Raw genomic sequence first — 13,829 nt, forward strand, 5'->3', positions numbered from 1 at the left:
TCGGCATCCCGGCGGTGGCCGCCCCGGGCCGCGGACCGGGCCCGGACGACTGCCTGCGTCCGCTGACCGGACGGCGCCACGGCGACTCAGCCGGCCTCCACCTCGGGTGCGGTGAGACCGCTGCGTTCGGCCAGCACCCCGCCTTGGAAGCGGCTCTCCGCGCCGAGCGCCAGCAGCGCGTCGGCGATGTGCCGGCGGCAGGTGCGCAGCGACATGCCGAGCCGGCGGGCGATCACCTCGTCCTTGGCGCCCTCGGCGAGCATCCCGAGCAGCGCTCGCCGCAGGTCGTCGCCGACCGCGCGGTAAGCCGCCTCGGAGCCGCCGGTGAACGGGGTGGCGGTGGCCCACAGCTGGTCGAAGACCCGGCAGAGGTAGGCCACGATGTCCGGGTCGCGGACCAGCACCGCGCCGTCCCCGGAGCCACCCTCGGCGCGCACCGGCAGGAAGGCCACCGCCCGGTCGAAGACCACCGCCCGATCGGGCAGCTCGGCGGCGGTGCGGTACTCGGCGCCGGCGGCGGTGAGCGTCTCCACATAGCCCTGGGTGGCCAGGTTGCTGCGCGCCGAGTGCTGGTAGAGGGTGCGCATCCGGATGCCGCGGTCCAGCATCGCCAGGTCCCGGTTGACGGCCTGGGCGAGCCGGCCGGGCTGCCGGCCGCCGCCCGGCTGGATGGTGAAGACCTCCTTCTGGCAGCGGGCGGCCTCCTCGCCGAGCATCGCGGAGACGGTCGTCAGGTCGGGCAACCGGTCGCCGCCGGCTTGCCGGCCGCGCTCCCGCAGCGCGGACCGGTACTTCGGCATCAGCGCCTGCAGCTGGTCGCGGGTGGCCTGGGCGCGGGTGCTGGCGGCCGCGATCCGCGCCTCCAGCGGGCCGAGCGCCTCGGCCGCCGCGGCCTCCGGGCTGGTCGGTATCAGCAGGTCGGGCCGTCCGGGGGCGGGGCGGAGCAGCCGAAGTGCGAGCAGCACCTCGGTGGCGTGGTCGAGCTGCGCCCGGCTCAGGCCGGCGACCGACGCGGTGCCGGCCGCCGCCTGCCGGTCGAGCCCGCCGCTGGCCAGCACCTGGTCGAAGAGCCGCAGTGACACCTCGTCAAGGACCGGTAGTTGGCCGAAGTCTGTACCGTTCTGCACTTTTCACCCCTGTATGCGGCCCCCGTCTTAACCTGCCATGCACGGTATTGCCATTGATCACCTCTGGACGACCAGCCACTCGGCGGGGTGAACTAGTCGATATCCGGACGGGGTGTCAACGGTCCCACCGTCCGGACGTCACCCGGCAGGCACCGGTTCCGCGGGTGACCGTGCGACGTTCCCGAACCCCAGGAGCTGGCCCATGGCCCCGAACTCCCGCCGCGGCTTGGCACTGCTGCTGCTCGTCGGCACCCTGCTGACCGGCGCCACCGCCACCGCCCAGGCCACCACCCGCCCCGGCGGCGCGATCCACGCCGACAGCACGGGCGGCGTCCAGTTCTCCGTCCCCATCGTGATCAAGGACACCAGCTGGGGCGACTGCGTCTGCCCGCCGTACAACCTCAAGTAGGACCCCGCCCGTACCGTCCGGACCCTCAGGAGGAGCTCGCGATGACCACCGCGACCACCCCGCACCGCCGCCGCGTGGACGAGAACAGCTGGCTCACCCCGCAGCAGGCGGCGCACTGACGGAGCCCGCACCAGAGCACGGTCGGACGGCCGGCCAGGTCCCGCACGGGGGACCGCGTCCCTTGTGGGAGGGACAACCGACCGCCCGACCGGACACCCCGGCCGCCGGGGCCGACCCACCCGATCCGCCCGCACCCGAGCAGCCCTCGCCCCGCTGCCCCGGCCCCGCGGGCGCTCCGCCGGTCAGCCCCCGGCGGCCGTCATTCGTCGCCCCCGCACGACGGCTCGGTGCGCGGGCGGTTCGGTGTCCGGTTCAGTACACCAGGTACCCGGGCCGGTGGCCCTCGTCCTGGATCTCACCCGATGCCTGCGCCCGCAGTTTGTGCGAGAGGTCGTCCAACGCGCGCCACGCGGCGACCTCCTCGCCGATCCTGGCCAGCGGCCGGTCCTCGGCGCTGCGGACCGCGTCGCCGTGGCCGTGCAGGTTCGGGGCCCTCGTCCCGACCAGCCGGGCGTCACAGTGCGTGTTCACGCCGTCTTCCTCGAAGCTGAGCTCGACATCCCATTGGTTGCGCATGGTGTGCCTCCCTACCTCATCCCCAGCGTGAACCCGCCGGGCTGGTGCCGCAAGCGCCCCGGTGATCACGGGCGGGCCTTGCCCAAGCGCACCCGCGGCAGCAGGATGTGACGGACCGTACGAGCCGAGCGGAGGCCCCGCATGCCGATCCTGCCCGAACCGCCCGAGCTGCCCGAACCGCCGGACCTGCCAGAGCCCGGCGAGCTGCCGCAGACCCCGCGGCTGCCCCACTTCACCGGCCTGCCGCACCTCACGGACCTGCCCGAACCGCCCGAGCTCCCCGCGCAGCCCGACCTCCCGCAGGCCCCCGAACTGCCCGCGCCCCCCGACCTCCCGGACGGCCCCGATCTGCCCGAGTAGCGGCATTCCTGACGAGCCGTCAGGACGATGCGGCCCGCTGCCGGACCTCGGCCACCAGCCGCGAGCCGGCGAAGGCCGCGGCGACCTGGAGCAGCCAGGCGGCCTCGGCGGCCACCGTGCCGGGCACCGGCTGCGGCACCCAGCCCGGCCCCGCCGGCTCGCCGCCCGGCCGGCCCGCCCGCCGGGCCTCCAGGGCGGCGGCCAGCGCCGCCGCCTCCAGCACCGCGCCGTCCGGCTCGCCGCCGGCCCCGACGGCCGCCAGCCACTCGGGCAGCTGCGGCTGCAGGTACGGGCGCAGCGCGAGCTGGCCGTCCCGGATCTCGATGATCCGCCGGTAGAGCGCGAACTCGGCGGTGCGCAGCGGCGGGCGCCGAGTCGGGCTGGGCGCCAGGGCGATGCCGGGGACGGCGGTGTGCAGGGCGGACCAGAGCGGCTCCAGCGCCCGGTAGCGGCGGCGGGCCCGGAGCCAGCGGGCCGGTGCGGTGATCCGGGCGCCCCAGCGGGTGGCGCCCCAGACGGTGACGGAGGCGCCGCTCACCGCGAGCAGGGCGCAGATCGTGCCCAGCACGTCGGAGGGGGCGTCCTCGCCGCTGTCCTGGCTGCCGCGCAGCAGCACCGAGACCACGTCGTCCGCGGTCCACAGGCTCCAGAGCACGCCGACCGCGGCCGATGCCGCCATCAGGCGCAGGCCGGTGCGCAGCAGCCCGGCGCCGGCGCTGCGGGTCTGCCGGGCCAGCACGGCGCCGAGGACGGCCAGGCAGCACACCGCGTAACCGCCGAACAGGGCGTCGTAGCCGGCCAGCAGCCAGCGGTCGGCGCCGTGGGCGAGCAGCCGGTCGCCGCGCACGCTGGGGTGGGCGGCGTGCACCAGCACCACGAGCAGCACCGACACGGTGAGCAGGGCGGCGCTGTGCCGACGGAGCAGGCGCCGCGACCGCGGTCGGCTCTCCGGTTCGCCCCGGTCCCGCAGCGTCAGCGCGAGCAGCACCAGCAGGCCGACGGCGGCGGTCTTCAGGAGGTCGCCGAGCAGCCCCGGGGCCGTACCGTCGTCCAGGCGGCCCAAGGCGGTCAGGGTGGCCCGGGCCCGCATGACCAGGCCGCCGCCGAGGCAGAGGGCGAAGGCGATCGCGTAGCGCTGGACCCGGTCGTCGGGCTGGCGGCGGGCGGCCGCGATCCGCTGGCCGGCCAGCAGCAGGAAGAGCGCGGCGGACAGGTAGGCGGCCAGGTCGGCGGGACCGAGGTCAGACATGGCGCCCCGGGCGGCTCTGGGGAAGCCCGAACACCGAGTCGGTCCAGGAGAGTTGACCGGGCGCCACCGGCGGTGGGGGCTCCTGGCGCTGGACCCGGTGCAGGATCAGCGAGGCGACGAGTTCGGCCTCCTGCTCCTGCGGTTCGGCGTAGACGGTACGGCCGAGCACCCGGGTGACCAGTTCGCCGGAGAGGCTGGGCAGCAGGGCCCGGGCGGCGCCGAGCCGGGCTTCGGCGTTCTCGTGGTGGCCGCAGAGCAGGTGGGCGGCCTCGTGCAGCAGGATGTGCTGCTGGTGCAGCGGGGTGGTGTCGGCCAGGTAGACGATGCAGTCGGCCCGGTCGGTGGTGATCAGCAGGCCGCAGGGCAGGGTGGGGCGGGCGGTGACGGGGATCAGCTCGATCGGCCGTCCGCGCCGGGCGGCGAGCAGCCGGATGAACGCCGCGGCGTCGAAGGGGTCGGGTAACTCCAGGTCGGCCACCCGCTTCTGACATCGCTGCCAGAGCCTGCGGCGCTGCCGCACGCGCGCCCGGTCCGCCCCGATCCGCACCGCAGTCCCTCCCCGCCGACCCCGCGCTACTTGCCGCCGCCCGCGCTCTCCCGGCGGGCGATCACGTCGATCAGGTCGCTGACCGTACCCACCCCCTCCGGGGAGAGGTTGACCGCCCGCAGGGCCACGCTGCGCACCCCGGCGTCCCGCAGGGCACCGAGCAGTTCCAGTTCCTGGGCGATGGTCGCGCCCTGCTCGTCGTCGAAGAAGTAGGCCACCGGGACCTGGAAGAACTGGGCCAGCGCCTCCAGGTGGCGCTTGGTGGGGTTGTCCCGCCGGCCGGTGCGCAGCTGCCAGAGGTAGGTGGCGGAGAAGGTCTCGCCGGTGGCCTCCCGGCAGGCCTTGGCGACCTCCTCGTGGCTGTACTGCTCACGGTTGGGACGACGCACCACCCGGAACAGGCCGTCGATCTTCTCGGCCAGCGTCGTTCCCCGCGCCTGGGACTCCGACATCCCTCACCTCCAGGGCCGCGCCCGTTACCGTTCCAGCACGGGCGGACGCAGCGATCGATGCCGTTCATCCTAGTTCAGAGCGTGACTCGCTGTCAGCGCCGCGGGGGGTGATCGCCGCACTGTACGCCGTCGGCGGAGCCCCGGCCAGACCTTGCCTCGGGCCTGGGATGGGAGTTTCATGACCGGTACGGGAAGTTCCGCACGGTTGGCCCGCAGCGCGGTCACCCGGGGCCCTAGGAGCACCGCCATGATCACCGAACTGGCTGTGGAGCACGTCGAGTTCACTTGCGGACACTGCTGGCAGCAGTGGGCCGCCGACTACAACGTCATGCACTACCGCGACGAGGACGGGGCCGACTGGGAGTCCTTCTCCAAAGCCGGCATCCCGACCGCCTCCCCGTACTCGACGAGCGGCGGTGCTCCGTGCCCGGAGTGCCACCGGCACTGGGTGGGACACCTGTCCTCCCGCCACCTGCTGCCGCTGCCGGGCGCCGGCGGGTGACCGGCCCGGTTGGCGAGCCGCCCGGGCCGGTCGCCGGCCGGCGCCCGGCCGCGGAGGGGGTGCGGCCGCGACCTCAGACGCCGACCGCCTCCTCCACCTCCTCCTCGGCCGTTGCCGCACGGTCGGCCGCGGTCCGCCGCGCCGCCAGTTCCACCCGCCGCTCGTACCAGCCACCGGCCGCCACCAGCGCCAGGCCGGCGGCCAGCCAGAGCGCCAGCGAGAGCACCCGGCCGCCGAGGCCGACGCCGCCGCCGAAGTAGAGGATCGACCGGGTGCCCTCGACGAACCCGGCGCCGTCGTAGAACCGGTGCAGCCAGCCGAACAGGCCGGGCTGCAGGGCGGGCTGGAAGACCCCGCCGGAACTGGTGAAGTTGAGCATCACGAAGAGCAGCATCAGGGTCAGCGTGGTCCAGCGCCTCAGGAAGCTGTGCAAGCCGGTGCCGATCATGACGATGCCGGCCGCGTAGAGCCAGGCGAGCGCCCAGACCTCCGCCTGCCGGTGGTCCACGACGTGGTAGACGGGCCCGGCGACGACGATCCCGATCACGCTGACCGCGAGCGAGACGGCCAGGCCGACCAGCGCGCGGCCGCGCATCGAGAGTGCGGCCCCGGCCGCACCGATCACCGCCACGCTGCCGTAGGCGCCGACGCTCAGTGCCACCAGCAGGAAGAAGATCCCCTGCCCGGTCGGGTCGCCACTGGCCGTCGGGACCAGGTCGGTGGTCCTCATCGGCACTCCCTGGGCGTCGGCGACCTGGGTGAACACCTCCTGGACGGCGGTCTTGGAGGAGTCCGAGTTGGCCGTGGCGACCAGCAGTTCGGGGTTCCTGGCGTCCGGCACGAAGGCGCCGACCAGGCGCCGCTGCTCGACCTGGTGGGCGCCCGCCGCGCGGTCCGGCACGGTGCTGACGTCCAGCGCGCCGCCCGCCCGCTGCTGGATCCCGGCGGCCAGTGCCCGGGCCTGCGGGCCGTCGCCGATCACGGCCACCTGGAGGTGGTGCGGCGTGGGCTGGTGGAAGGCGCCCTGGTAGGCGAGCGCCATGCCCAGGCACATCAGCAGCGGGGTGAGCAGGTGGCTGACGAGGTGGGTGAGTGCGTGCCGGGTGGAGGCGGTCATGCCGGGCGCGTCCCTTCGGATGATGAGTTGGCTATTGCAACTGACGGGGCTGAGTCAAAGGTGCTAAATGCAACCTTTAAGGTGCACTATACAACCGGTGCCTCGAACGGCCCATTCCGCGCAGCGCCGACGGCGTCCTGCGGGCTGCACCGTGGGGCCGCCGGGCCCCGGTCGGACGCCGGTCTCCACCCGGCCCCGGCCCGGAGTCCGCCGGTCTCCACCCGGCCCCGGCTCGTAATCCGCCCCGGCCTCCACCCGGCCCGAGCTGCCGGCGCCGGCCGCCGATGCCCCGTTCGCCCCAGCGGTGGGAAAATGGGAGGCCAACGCGGGAAGCCCCCCTTCGAACGGCGGCAGCCATGGACGCAGTCGGTCAGGAGAGCGGCAACGACGACCGTCGCAGTGCGGCGGACGGCACCCTGGGTCGCGCCGAGGGCCTGCAGATGGTGCCGATCGCCACCGCGCTGATCCGGCGCGACGGGCGGATCCTGCACTGGAGCGAGGATGCCGAGGCGCTGCTCGGCTACACCGCCGCCGAGGCCGTGGGACAGCCCGCCGCCCGGCTGCTGGCCACCGAGGAGCAGCGCCCCGAAGTGCTCTCACTGTTCGAGTCGATCCTCGCCGGGCAGCCGTGGTCCGGCGTCTTCCCGGTGCTCCACCGCTCCGGCCACTTCGTCGACCTGGAGTTCCGCACCCACCCGATAGCCGGCCCGGACGGCGAGCCGCTGGTGCTCGCGGTGGCCTCCGACGTCACCGCGCTGCGCCGGATCCAGGCCGACCTGGCGATCCTGGACGGCTTCTTCAGCCAGTCCCCGGTGGGCATGGCGGTCTACGACGACGAGCTGCGCTTCATCCGGCTCAACCAGGCCCTGGCCCGGATCAACGGGGTGTCGGTGGCCGGCCACCTGGGCCGGCGGATCACCGAGGTGCTGCCCGGCATCAACGCGGACGAGATCGAGGCCGTGATGCGCCACGTGCTGGACACCGGGGACGTCGTGCTGGACGCCCGCTCGCACGGCATCACGGCCGGCGACCCGGGCCGGGAGCACGCCTGGTCGGCCTCGTACTTCCGGCTGGAGGACCCGCCGGGCAAGGTGCACGGGGTCAGCTCCACCATCATCGACGTCACCGACCGCTACCAGGCCGAGTCGCGGGCCGCCCGGGCCCAGGAGCGGCTGGCCCTGCTGGTGGACGCCAGCGCCTCCATCGGCACCACACTCGATCTGCACACCACCGCAAGGGAGTTGGCCGACGCACTGGTGCCCAGGGTGGCAGACCTGAGCGGGGTTTTCGTGCTGGACCCGCTGGTCGGCACCGAGCCCGTGCCGCCCGGCGCCGGGGTGCGGGTGCGCCGGCTGGCGCTGGCCACCTCCCTGCCGGACTACCCGACCGAGTACCTGCCGATCGACGCGGTCTACGACATCGACCCCACCTCCCCGTACGCCCGGGCGATGGCCGACGGCCGCACCATGGTGGTGCCGTCCTGGGACCTGCCGCCGCTGGCCACCGGCTTCAGCGGCGAGCAGATGCGCGACTTCCTCCGCCGCCGCTCCCGCTCGGTGCGGATCACCCCGCTGGTGGCCCGCGGCACGGTGCTCGGCATGGTGGTCTACTCCCGGCGCCGCGCGCGCGAGTCGTTCGCCGCCGAGGACATCACGCTCGGCGACGAGTTGACCTCCCGGGCCGCCGTGGCGATCGACAACGCCCGGCTCTACACCCTGGAGCGGCGGGCCGCCGAGGCCCGCCAGCGCGCACTGGACCAGGCCAACACCGCGACCGGCCGACTGGCCCTGCTGAACGAGGCGTCCAGCCGGATCGGCACCACCCTGGACCTGCCGCGCACCGCCGAGGAGCTGGTCGAGGTGGTGATCGGGCGGTTCGCCGACTTCGTCACGGTCGACCTGCTGGAGGCGGTGCTGCTCGGCGACGAGACGCCGACCCTGCCGTCCTCCGGTTCGGCCACCATGCGCGCGGTGGCGGTCGGCGAGGTCGACGGAGGGGAGATCCTGACCGGGGCCGCCGACCCGGTGGGCGGCAGCTCTCAGTCGGCCGCACTGTACGCGCAGAGCCTGCGCACCGGGCACTCGATCCTGGTGCCCCGGGTGACCGAGGAGAACCTGGCCACCATCGTCGCCTCCCCCGACCGGATCCAGCCGGCCCTGGAGTCCGGCATCCACTCCTACCTGATGGTCCCGCTGGTGGCCCGCGGCCGGGTGCTCGGCGGCGCCGAGTTCATGCGGCTGCGCGGCAACCCCGAGCCGTTCGGCGCGGCCGACCTGGCGCTGGCCGAGGAGTTGGTCGCCCGGGCGGCGGTGGCGATCGACAACGCCCGTCTCTACCGCCGGGAGCGGGACACCGCGTTGACCCTGCAGCGCAGCCTGCTGCCGCAGCAGGTGCACGACTCGCCGGGCCTGGAGGTCGCCCACCGCTACCTGCCGGCCAGCCAGCTCAGCGAGGTCGGCGGCGACTGGTTCGACGTGGTCCCGCTGCCCTGCGGCCGGGTGGCGCTGGTGGTCGGCGACGTCACCGGGCACGGCCTGCGGGCCGCCGCGACCATGGGCCAACTCCGCACCGTGGCACGAACGTTGATCACCCTGGATCTGGATCCGGCGCGGGTGCTGCACCAGCTGGACGAGGCGGCGACCAGCGCCAGCGAGGGGGCCGGCGAGGGCCAGTACGCGACCTGCGTCTGCGTGGTGCTCGACCCGGTGGACCGGGTGTGCACGGCTGCCTGCGCCGGACATGTGCCGCCGGTGGTGACGGCACTGGACGGCTCCGTCCAGGTGCTCGACCTGCCGACGGGCGCACCCCTCGGAGTCGGCGGGGTGCCGTTCGAGAGCGTGGAGTTCACGCTGCCGCCGGACGGCCTGCTGGTGCTCTGCACGGACGGCCTGATCGAGCGCCGGGACCGCGACCTGGACGAGGGCCTGGAACTGCTGCGGGGCATCGTGGCGCGCCGGCAGCACGCCGAGCTGGAGCAGTCCTGCGACGCGGTGCTGGCGGAGCTGGTCACCGGCGACCGGGAGGACGACATCGCCGTGATCATGGCCCGGGCCCGGGTGATCGGCCCGGACCGGATCGCCACCCTGTCCCTGCGCGGCGACCACGCCCAGGTGGGCCACGCCCGGCGGTTCGCCCGCCAGGTGCTCACCGACTGGGGCCTGGCGGCGCTGATCGACCAGACCGAGCTGCTGACCAGCGAGCTGATCACCAATGCGCTGGTGCACGCCGGCGCCCCCACCGAGCTGCGGCTCTACCGCCACCAGATGCTGACCGTGGAGGTGTCCGACGTGGACAGCCACTCGCCCCGGATCCGCCGGGCCCACGAGGTCGACGAGGGCGGACGCGGCATGCACCTGGTGAACGAGCTGGCGCACCGCTGGGGCAGCCGCGGCACCCGGGACGGCAAGGTGGTCTGGTTCGAACTGGAACTGCCGCTGGGGGCGGACCAGCCGTACTGACGTCCACGGGGGTTGGTGCCAGGGGTCACCTGGGGGTGCATGCCCGAGCGACCGGCGTTCGGCGGTGCCGGGGCGTTCGCGACGGCGGCGCCGGGGCGTTCGCGGCGCGCCGCCGGGGCGGGTTTCGCCCCGAGGTCGGTGCCGGGCCTGTTTTCGGACAGCCAAACGGCTATCCCGCGATCTTCATCGCAGGCGCACGGCGCGCCGGACTCTCGCCGTCCCGATTGATCTGCAATTGTCCGTCTATCGGACAGTCAAATCTGCTCTCCAAGCAGTTCCTTCGCCGGCAGCCTCTTGTCTGAAAGGGCGTGGACACGATGGAATGCGTGAGCTTGTCGGGACAGGCGTTCCAGAGGCACGCGTGCGTCCGACCCTCGTACGCGCACTCTGCCAACCCTCTCCTGACGTCTTATCAGACGAAAGGATGTTCATGATCGGCTGGCGCAAACCGCAGCTCGCAGCCGTCACGCTCACCGCCGCCTCGCTCGTGCTGGCCTTCGGGACCAGTGCCAACGGCGCTCCGGCCACCGCCGCTCCGAACGCCCAGGCGACGTCGGAGAGCGGCGCCCCCGCTCCGGTGATCGTGATTCTCAAGGACCAGCTCACCAGTGCCCCGGCCGACGCCGGCCACCTGGGCGCCCGCAAGAAGGAGGCGAACCAGGCCCAGGCTCCGCTGCTGGCCAAGGTCCGCGCGGGCGGCGGCACCAACATCAAGAGCTTCGTGGTCGGCAACGCCTTCTCCGCCACCGTCAGCCCGGCGCTGCGCGCCGAGCTCGCCAACGACCCGGCGGTGGCCCAGGTGATCGCCGACGAGACCGTGCGGGTCACCCCGCCGGCCCCGGCCAAGCCCGGCACCGGCACCGGCACCGGCACCGCCCAGGCCCCCAAGACCGCCACCGCTCCGTCGGTCGCCAAGGGCGACTCGCAGGACCCCAACGCGGTCTGCCCGAGCGACCCCGCCAAGCCGCTGCTCGAGCCCGAGGCGCTGTACTCGACGCACACCGAGTCCACCGCCGGCGCCCCCGGCGCGCACGAGATCGCGGACGGCACCGGCGTCAAGGTCGCCTACATCGCGGACGGCCTCGACCCCAACAACCCGGACTTCATCCGGCCCGACGGCTCGCACGTCATCACCGACTACCAGGACTTCTCCGGCCAGGGCTTCTTCGCCCCCGCCGGTGACGCCGAGGCGTTCGGGGACGCCTCCGCCATGGTCGCCCAGGGTCGGCAGAGCTACGACGTGTCGAAGTTCGTCAACACCACCCACCCGCTGCCCGCCGGCTGCAACATCCGGATCGAGGGCATCTCGCCGGGCGCTTCGCTGGTGGCCCTCAAGGCCGGTGGCGAGACCTTCCCGAACTCGGCGATCCTGCAGTCCATCGACTACGCGGTCACGGTCGCCCACGTCGACGTGCTCAACGAGTCGTTCGGCAGCAACGTGACGCCGGACAGCGGTGCCCACGACACCATCTCGCTCTTCAACGACATGGCGGCCAAGGCCGGTGTCACCGTCACCGTCTCCAGCGGCGACGCGGGCATCAACGGCACCGTCGGCACCCCGTCGACCGACCCCAACGTGATCTCCACCGGCGCGTCGACCGACAACCAGAACTACGCCCAGACCGGCTACGCGGCCTTCCAGTTCTCCAACGGCACCTGGGCCAACAACCGGATCTCGGCGCTGTCCTCCGGCGGTGTCACCCAGGCCGGGCGCACCGTCGACCTGGTCGCCCCCGGTGAGTCGGACTGGGCGCTCTGCTCGGCCGACGTCTCGATCTACACCGAGTGCACCGACTTCAACGGCAAGGGCAGCCCGATCCAGCCGTTCGGCGGTACCAGCCAGGCCGCCCCGCTGACCGCCGGCGCCGCCGCCGACGTCATCCAGGCCTACCGGGACAGCCACCAGGGCACCTCGCCGTCGCCCGCGCTGGTCAAGAAGTTCCTCACCGGCACCGCCGCCGACCTCGGCCTGCCGGCCGACGAGCAGGGCGCGGGTCTGCTGAACGTCCGGGCCGCCGTCGAGGCCGCCCGCGGCTACCAGGCGCCCGCCGGTGACCAGAAGAGCAGCACCGTCGCCGTGACGACCGGTCAGATCGACGACACCGGCCAGCCCGGCACCACCCGCACCGCCGACGTCACGGTGGTCAACACCAGCGCCAAGCCGCAGACGGTGGCCGCGAGCACCCGCACCTTCACCCCGCTCGGCGACGCCCAGCAGACGGTGCAGATCAACTCCAGCACCGACCCGCAGTTCCCCTACGCCACCAACGGCGCGCCGTGGGTCGCCCACAAGGTGACCTTCGACGTCCCGGCCGGCGCCGACCGGCTGGCCGCGTCGATCGCCTGGCAGGGCGCCCCGCAGAAGAACGGCACCGCCACGGTCACCCCGGTGGTCCGGATGACCCTGCTGGACCCGTCCGGCCGGTTCCAGACCAACACCCGTCCGCAGGGCGGCCCGGTCTCGGCCAACTTCGGCATCGTGGACGTCCCGCACCCGGTGGCCGGCAAGTGGACCGCCGTGCTCTACACCCCCGCGGGCAGCGCCGGCTTCACCGGCCCGGTGCTGCTGGACACCGCCACCCAGAAGGCGGTTCCGGCGGGCGCGGTGAGCCCGCAGGTCACCGACCTGAAGCCGGGCCAGTCCAAGACCCTCAAGGTGCAGCTGACCACCCCGCCGGCCGGCGGTGACGCCACCGAGTCGGTCGTGCTCTCCAACTCCAACGGCACCACCACCAGCGTCCCGGTGGTGCTGCGCAGCCTGGTGCCGCTGAACGGCTCCACGGGCACCTTCACCGGCGACATCACCGGTGGCAACGCCCGCGCCGGCTCGCCCGCGCAGACCTTCGCCTGGGCGTTCGACGTGCCGAAGGGCCACCAGGACCTGCGGGTCGGCCTGACCGTCGCCAAGGACCCGAACCTGCTGATGCAGGGCGTGCTGGTCAGCCCCAACGGCACCCCGGTCGACGCCGAGTCCAACGCGGTCTTCGACGCCAAGGGCAACATCTCCAGCACCACGGCCGGGGTCTCGGCCACCACCGTCAACCCGGTCGCGGGCCGCTGGCGGTTCGTGCTGAACGTCTACAACCCGGTCTCCGGCGCCGAGCTCAGCCAGCCCTTCACCGGCACCGTCGGCCTCGACCAGGACAAGGCCGGCGCGCCCGGCCTGCCGAACTCGACGAGCAGCAAGCTGCCGGCCGGCAAGCCGGTCCAGGTGACGGTGAACTACACCAACAACACCGCCGCCGTGCAGCAGGTGCTGGCCGACCCGCGGCTCGACAACCGGGTGGACCTGCCGCTGGTGCCGCTCGGCGGCTCGGCCACCGTGTCGCTGCCGCTGACCGCCAGCTCCACGGTTCCGGGCTTCATGGTTCCGCCGGGCACCGACTCGCTGACCGGCGTGGCGGGCTCCACCACCCCGGCCCAGCTGGAGCTGAGCGGCCCGACCGGCTCGCCCGACCTGTTCGGCGACCTGAAGAAGGCCCAGGACGGCTCCACCGTCTCCGTGGTCAAGGACTCCGGCAGCGCCTCGCAGCCGATCGTCCCCGGCTTCTGGGGCACCTACGTCCAGCAGATCGGCCCGTTCCCGGCGGCCGGCGCCCCGGCCGGCAGCTCCAACCTGACCGCCTCGGCGCACACCCTGGCGTTCGACCCGGCGCTGACCTCCAGCACCGGTGACCCGTACGCCGCCGCCTACAACGCCACCGCTCCCGCGGTCACCCCGCTGTCGCTGCAGCCGGGCGCCAGCGGCAGCCTGCAGCTCACCATCACCCCGCAGGGCAAGAAGGGCAGCGTCGTGCACGGCGTGCTGTACCTGGTGTCCGGCCCGGCCGGTGCGGCGCTGGCGAACAACACCATCAGCGTCACGGGTTCCGTCCTCGCGGCGCTCCCGTACAGCTACACCGTGAGCTGACGCTCACCGCCCGGTTCGAGGCCGTCCCCACCCGCGTGGGGGCGGCCTCGTCCACGTGTGGC

General features: G+C 73.6%; 11 protein-coding genes. 5 read left to right on the forward strand and 6 right to left on the reverse strand.

Annotated elements, in window-relative coordinates; all coding sequences use genetic code 11:
- Window positions 1–86: 86 nt before the first annotated feature.
- Window positions 87–1,127, reverse strand: a complete 1,041-nt coding sequence (locus tag LN042_RS08470) for a DUF6879 family protein (protein WP_230050027.1) — start codon at window positions 1,125–1,127, stop codon at window positions 87–89.
- A gap of 202 nt (window positions 1,128–1,329) precedes the next feature.
- Here LN042_RS08470 and LN042_RS08475 point away from each other — a divergent pair, with 202 nt between their 5' ends.
- Window positions 1,330–1,536 carry a hypothetical protein gene (locus LN042_RS08475; protein ID WP_230050029.1) on the forward strand — a complete coding sequence of 69 codons (207 nt, stop codon included), beginning with the start codon at window positions 1,330–1,332 and terminating at the stop codon, window positions 1,534–1,536.
- Window positions 1,537–1,908: 372 nt separating this feature from the next.
- Here the strand turns inward: LN042_RS08475 and LN042_RS08480 are convergent, their stop codons facing one another.
- The gene (locus LN042_RS08480; RefSeq protein ID WP_230050031.1) at window positions 1,909–2,172 is read right to left on the reverse strand and encodes a dsRBD fold-containing protein; all 264 of its coding nucleotides are present in this window, start codon (window positions 2,170–2,172) and stop codon (window positions 1,909–1,911) included.
- A 141-nt stretch (window positions 2,173–2,313) separates the two neighbouring features.
- Here LN042_RS08480 and LN042_RS08485 point away from each other — a divergent pair, with 141 nt between their 5' ends.
- Entirely contained in the window at window positions 2,314–2,532 is a 219-nt protein-coding gene (locus tag LN042_RS08485; protein ID WP_230050033.1) for a hypothetical protein, read from the forward strand.
- Window positions 2,533–2,551: 19 nt separating this feature from the next.
- Here the strand turns inward: LN042_RS08485 and LN042_RS08490 are convergent, their stop codons facing one another.
- From LN042_RS08490 to LN042_RS08500, 3 genes are read right to left on the reverse strand one after another with little or no spacing between them, the layout of a single operon-like run.
- A complete protein-coding gene (locus LN042_RS08490; protein WP_230050035.1) occupies window positions 2,552–3,781 on the reverse strand; it encodes an MAB_1171c family putative transporter in 1,230 nt (409 codons plus the stop codon).
- Window positions 3,774–4,328 (reverse strand): ParH-like protein, encoded by a 555-nt coding sequence (locus LN042_RS08495; RefSeq protein WP_230050037.1) that lies wholly within the window; start codon window positions 4,326–4,328, stop codon window positions 3,774–3,776. Before LN042_RS08495 ends, LN042_RS08490 begins: the two co-directional genes overlap by 8 nt.
- 26 nt (window positions 4,329–4,354) lie before the next feature.
- On the reverse strand, window positions 4,355–4,780 hold the full coding sequence (locus LN042_RS08500; protein WP_230050039.1) for a helix-turn-helix domain-containing protein: 426 nt from the start codon (window positions 4,778–4,780) through the stop codon (window positions 4,355–4,357).
- Window positions 4,781–5,027: 247 nt separating this feature from the next.
- On the opposite strand from LN042_RS08500, the gene LN042_RS08505 reads away from it, so the two are divergent.
- The gene (locus LN042_RS08505; RefSeq protein WP_230050041.1) at window positions 5,028–5,282 is read left to right on the forward strand and encodes a hypothetical protein; all 255 of its coding nucleotides are present in this window, start codon (window positions 5,028–5,030) and stop codon (window positions 5,280–5,282) included.
- Between the two features lie 73 nt (window positions 5,283–5,355).
- Here LN042_RS08505 and LN042_RS08510 read toward each other — a convergent pair whose 3' ends face one another.
- Window positions 5,356–6,399, reverse strand: a complete 1,044-nt coding sequence (locus LN042_RS08510; protein ID WP_230050043.1) for a hypothetical protein — start codon at window positions 6,397–6,399, stop codon at window positions 5,356–5,358.
- Between the two features lie 356 nt (window positions 6,400–6,755).
- On the opposite strand from LN042_RS08510, the gene LN042_RS08515 reads away from it, so the two are divergent.
- Together LN042_RS08515 and LN042_RS08520 are read left to right on the forward strand one after the other, a co-directional pair.
- Window positions 6,756–9,857, forward strand: coding sequence for a SpoIIE family protein phosphatase (locus LN042_RS08515; RefSeq protein WP_230050045.1), 3,102 nt, complete (start codon window positions 6,756–6,758; stop codon window positions 9,855–9,857).
- 430 nt (window positions 9,858–10,287) lie between these two features.
- The gene (locus tag LN042_RS08520) at window positions 10,288–13,767 is read left to right on the forward strand and encodes a S8 family serine peptidase (RefSeq protein WP_230050047.1); all 3,480 of its coding nucleotides are present in this window, start codon (window positions 10,288–10,290) and stop codon (window positions 13,765–13,767) included.
- The last annotated feature ends 62 nt before the right edge of the window (window positions 13,768–13,829 follow it).

The organism is Kitasatospora humi (assembly GCF_020907985.1).
Taxonomy (GTDB): Bacteria; Actinomycetota; Actinomycetes; order Streptomycetales; family Streptomycetaceae; genus Kitasatospora; species Kitasatospora humi.

Excerpts from the sequence above, each read along its gene's own strand:
- LN042_RS08520 (WP_230050047.1), top strand. The coding sequence starts at position 10,288 with ATGATCGGCTGGCGCAAACCGCAGCTCGCAGCCGTCACGCTCACCGCC.
- LN042_RS08490 (WP_230050035.1), bottom strand. The coding sequence starts at position 3,781 with ATGTCTGACCTCGGTCCCGCCGACCTGGCCGCCTACCTGTCCGCCGCG.
- LN042_RS08475 (WP_230050029.1), top strand. The coding sequence starts at position 1,330 with ATGGCCCCGAACTCCCGCCGCGGCTTGGCACTGCTGCTGCTCGTCGGC.
- LN042_RS08480 (WP_230050031.1), bottom strand. The coding sequence starts at position 2,172 with ATGCGCAACCAATGGGATGTCGAGCTCAGCTTCGAGGAAGACGGCGTG.
- LN042_RS08505 (WP_230050041.1), top strand. The coding sequence starts at position 5,028 with ATGATCACCGAACTGGCTGTGGAGCACGTCGAGTTCACTTGCGGACAC.
- LN042_RS08485 (WP_230050033.1), top strand. The coding sequence starts at position 2,314 with ATGCCGATCCTGCCCGAACCGCCCGAGCTGCCCGAACCGCCGGACCTG.
- LN042_RS08500 (WP_230050039.1), bottom strand. The coding sequence starts at position 4,780 with ATGTCGGAGTCCCAGGCGCGGGGAACGACGCTGGCCGAGAAGATCGAC.
- LN042_RS08515 (WP_230050045.1), top strand. The coding sequence starts at position 6,756 with ATGGACGCAGTCGGTCAGGAGAGCGGCAACGACGACCGTCGCAGTGCG.
- LN042_RS08510 (WP_230050043.1), bottom strand. The coding sequence starts at position 6,399 with ATGACCGCCTCCACCCGGCACGCACTCACCCACCTCGTCAGCCACCTG.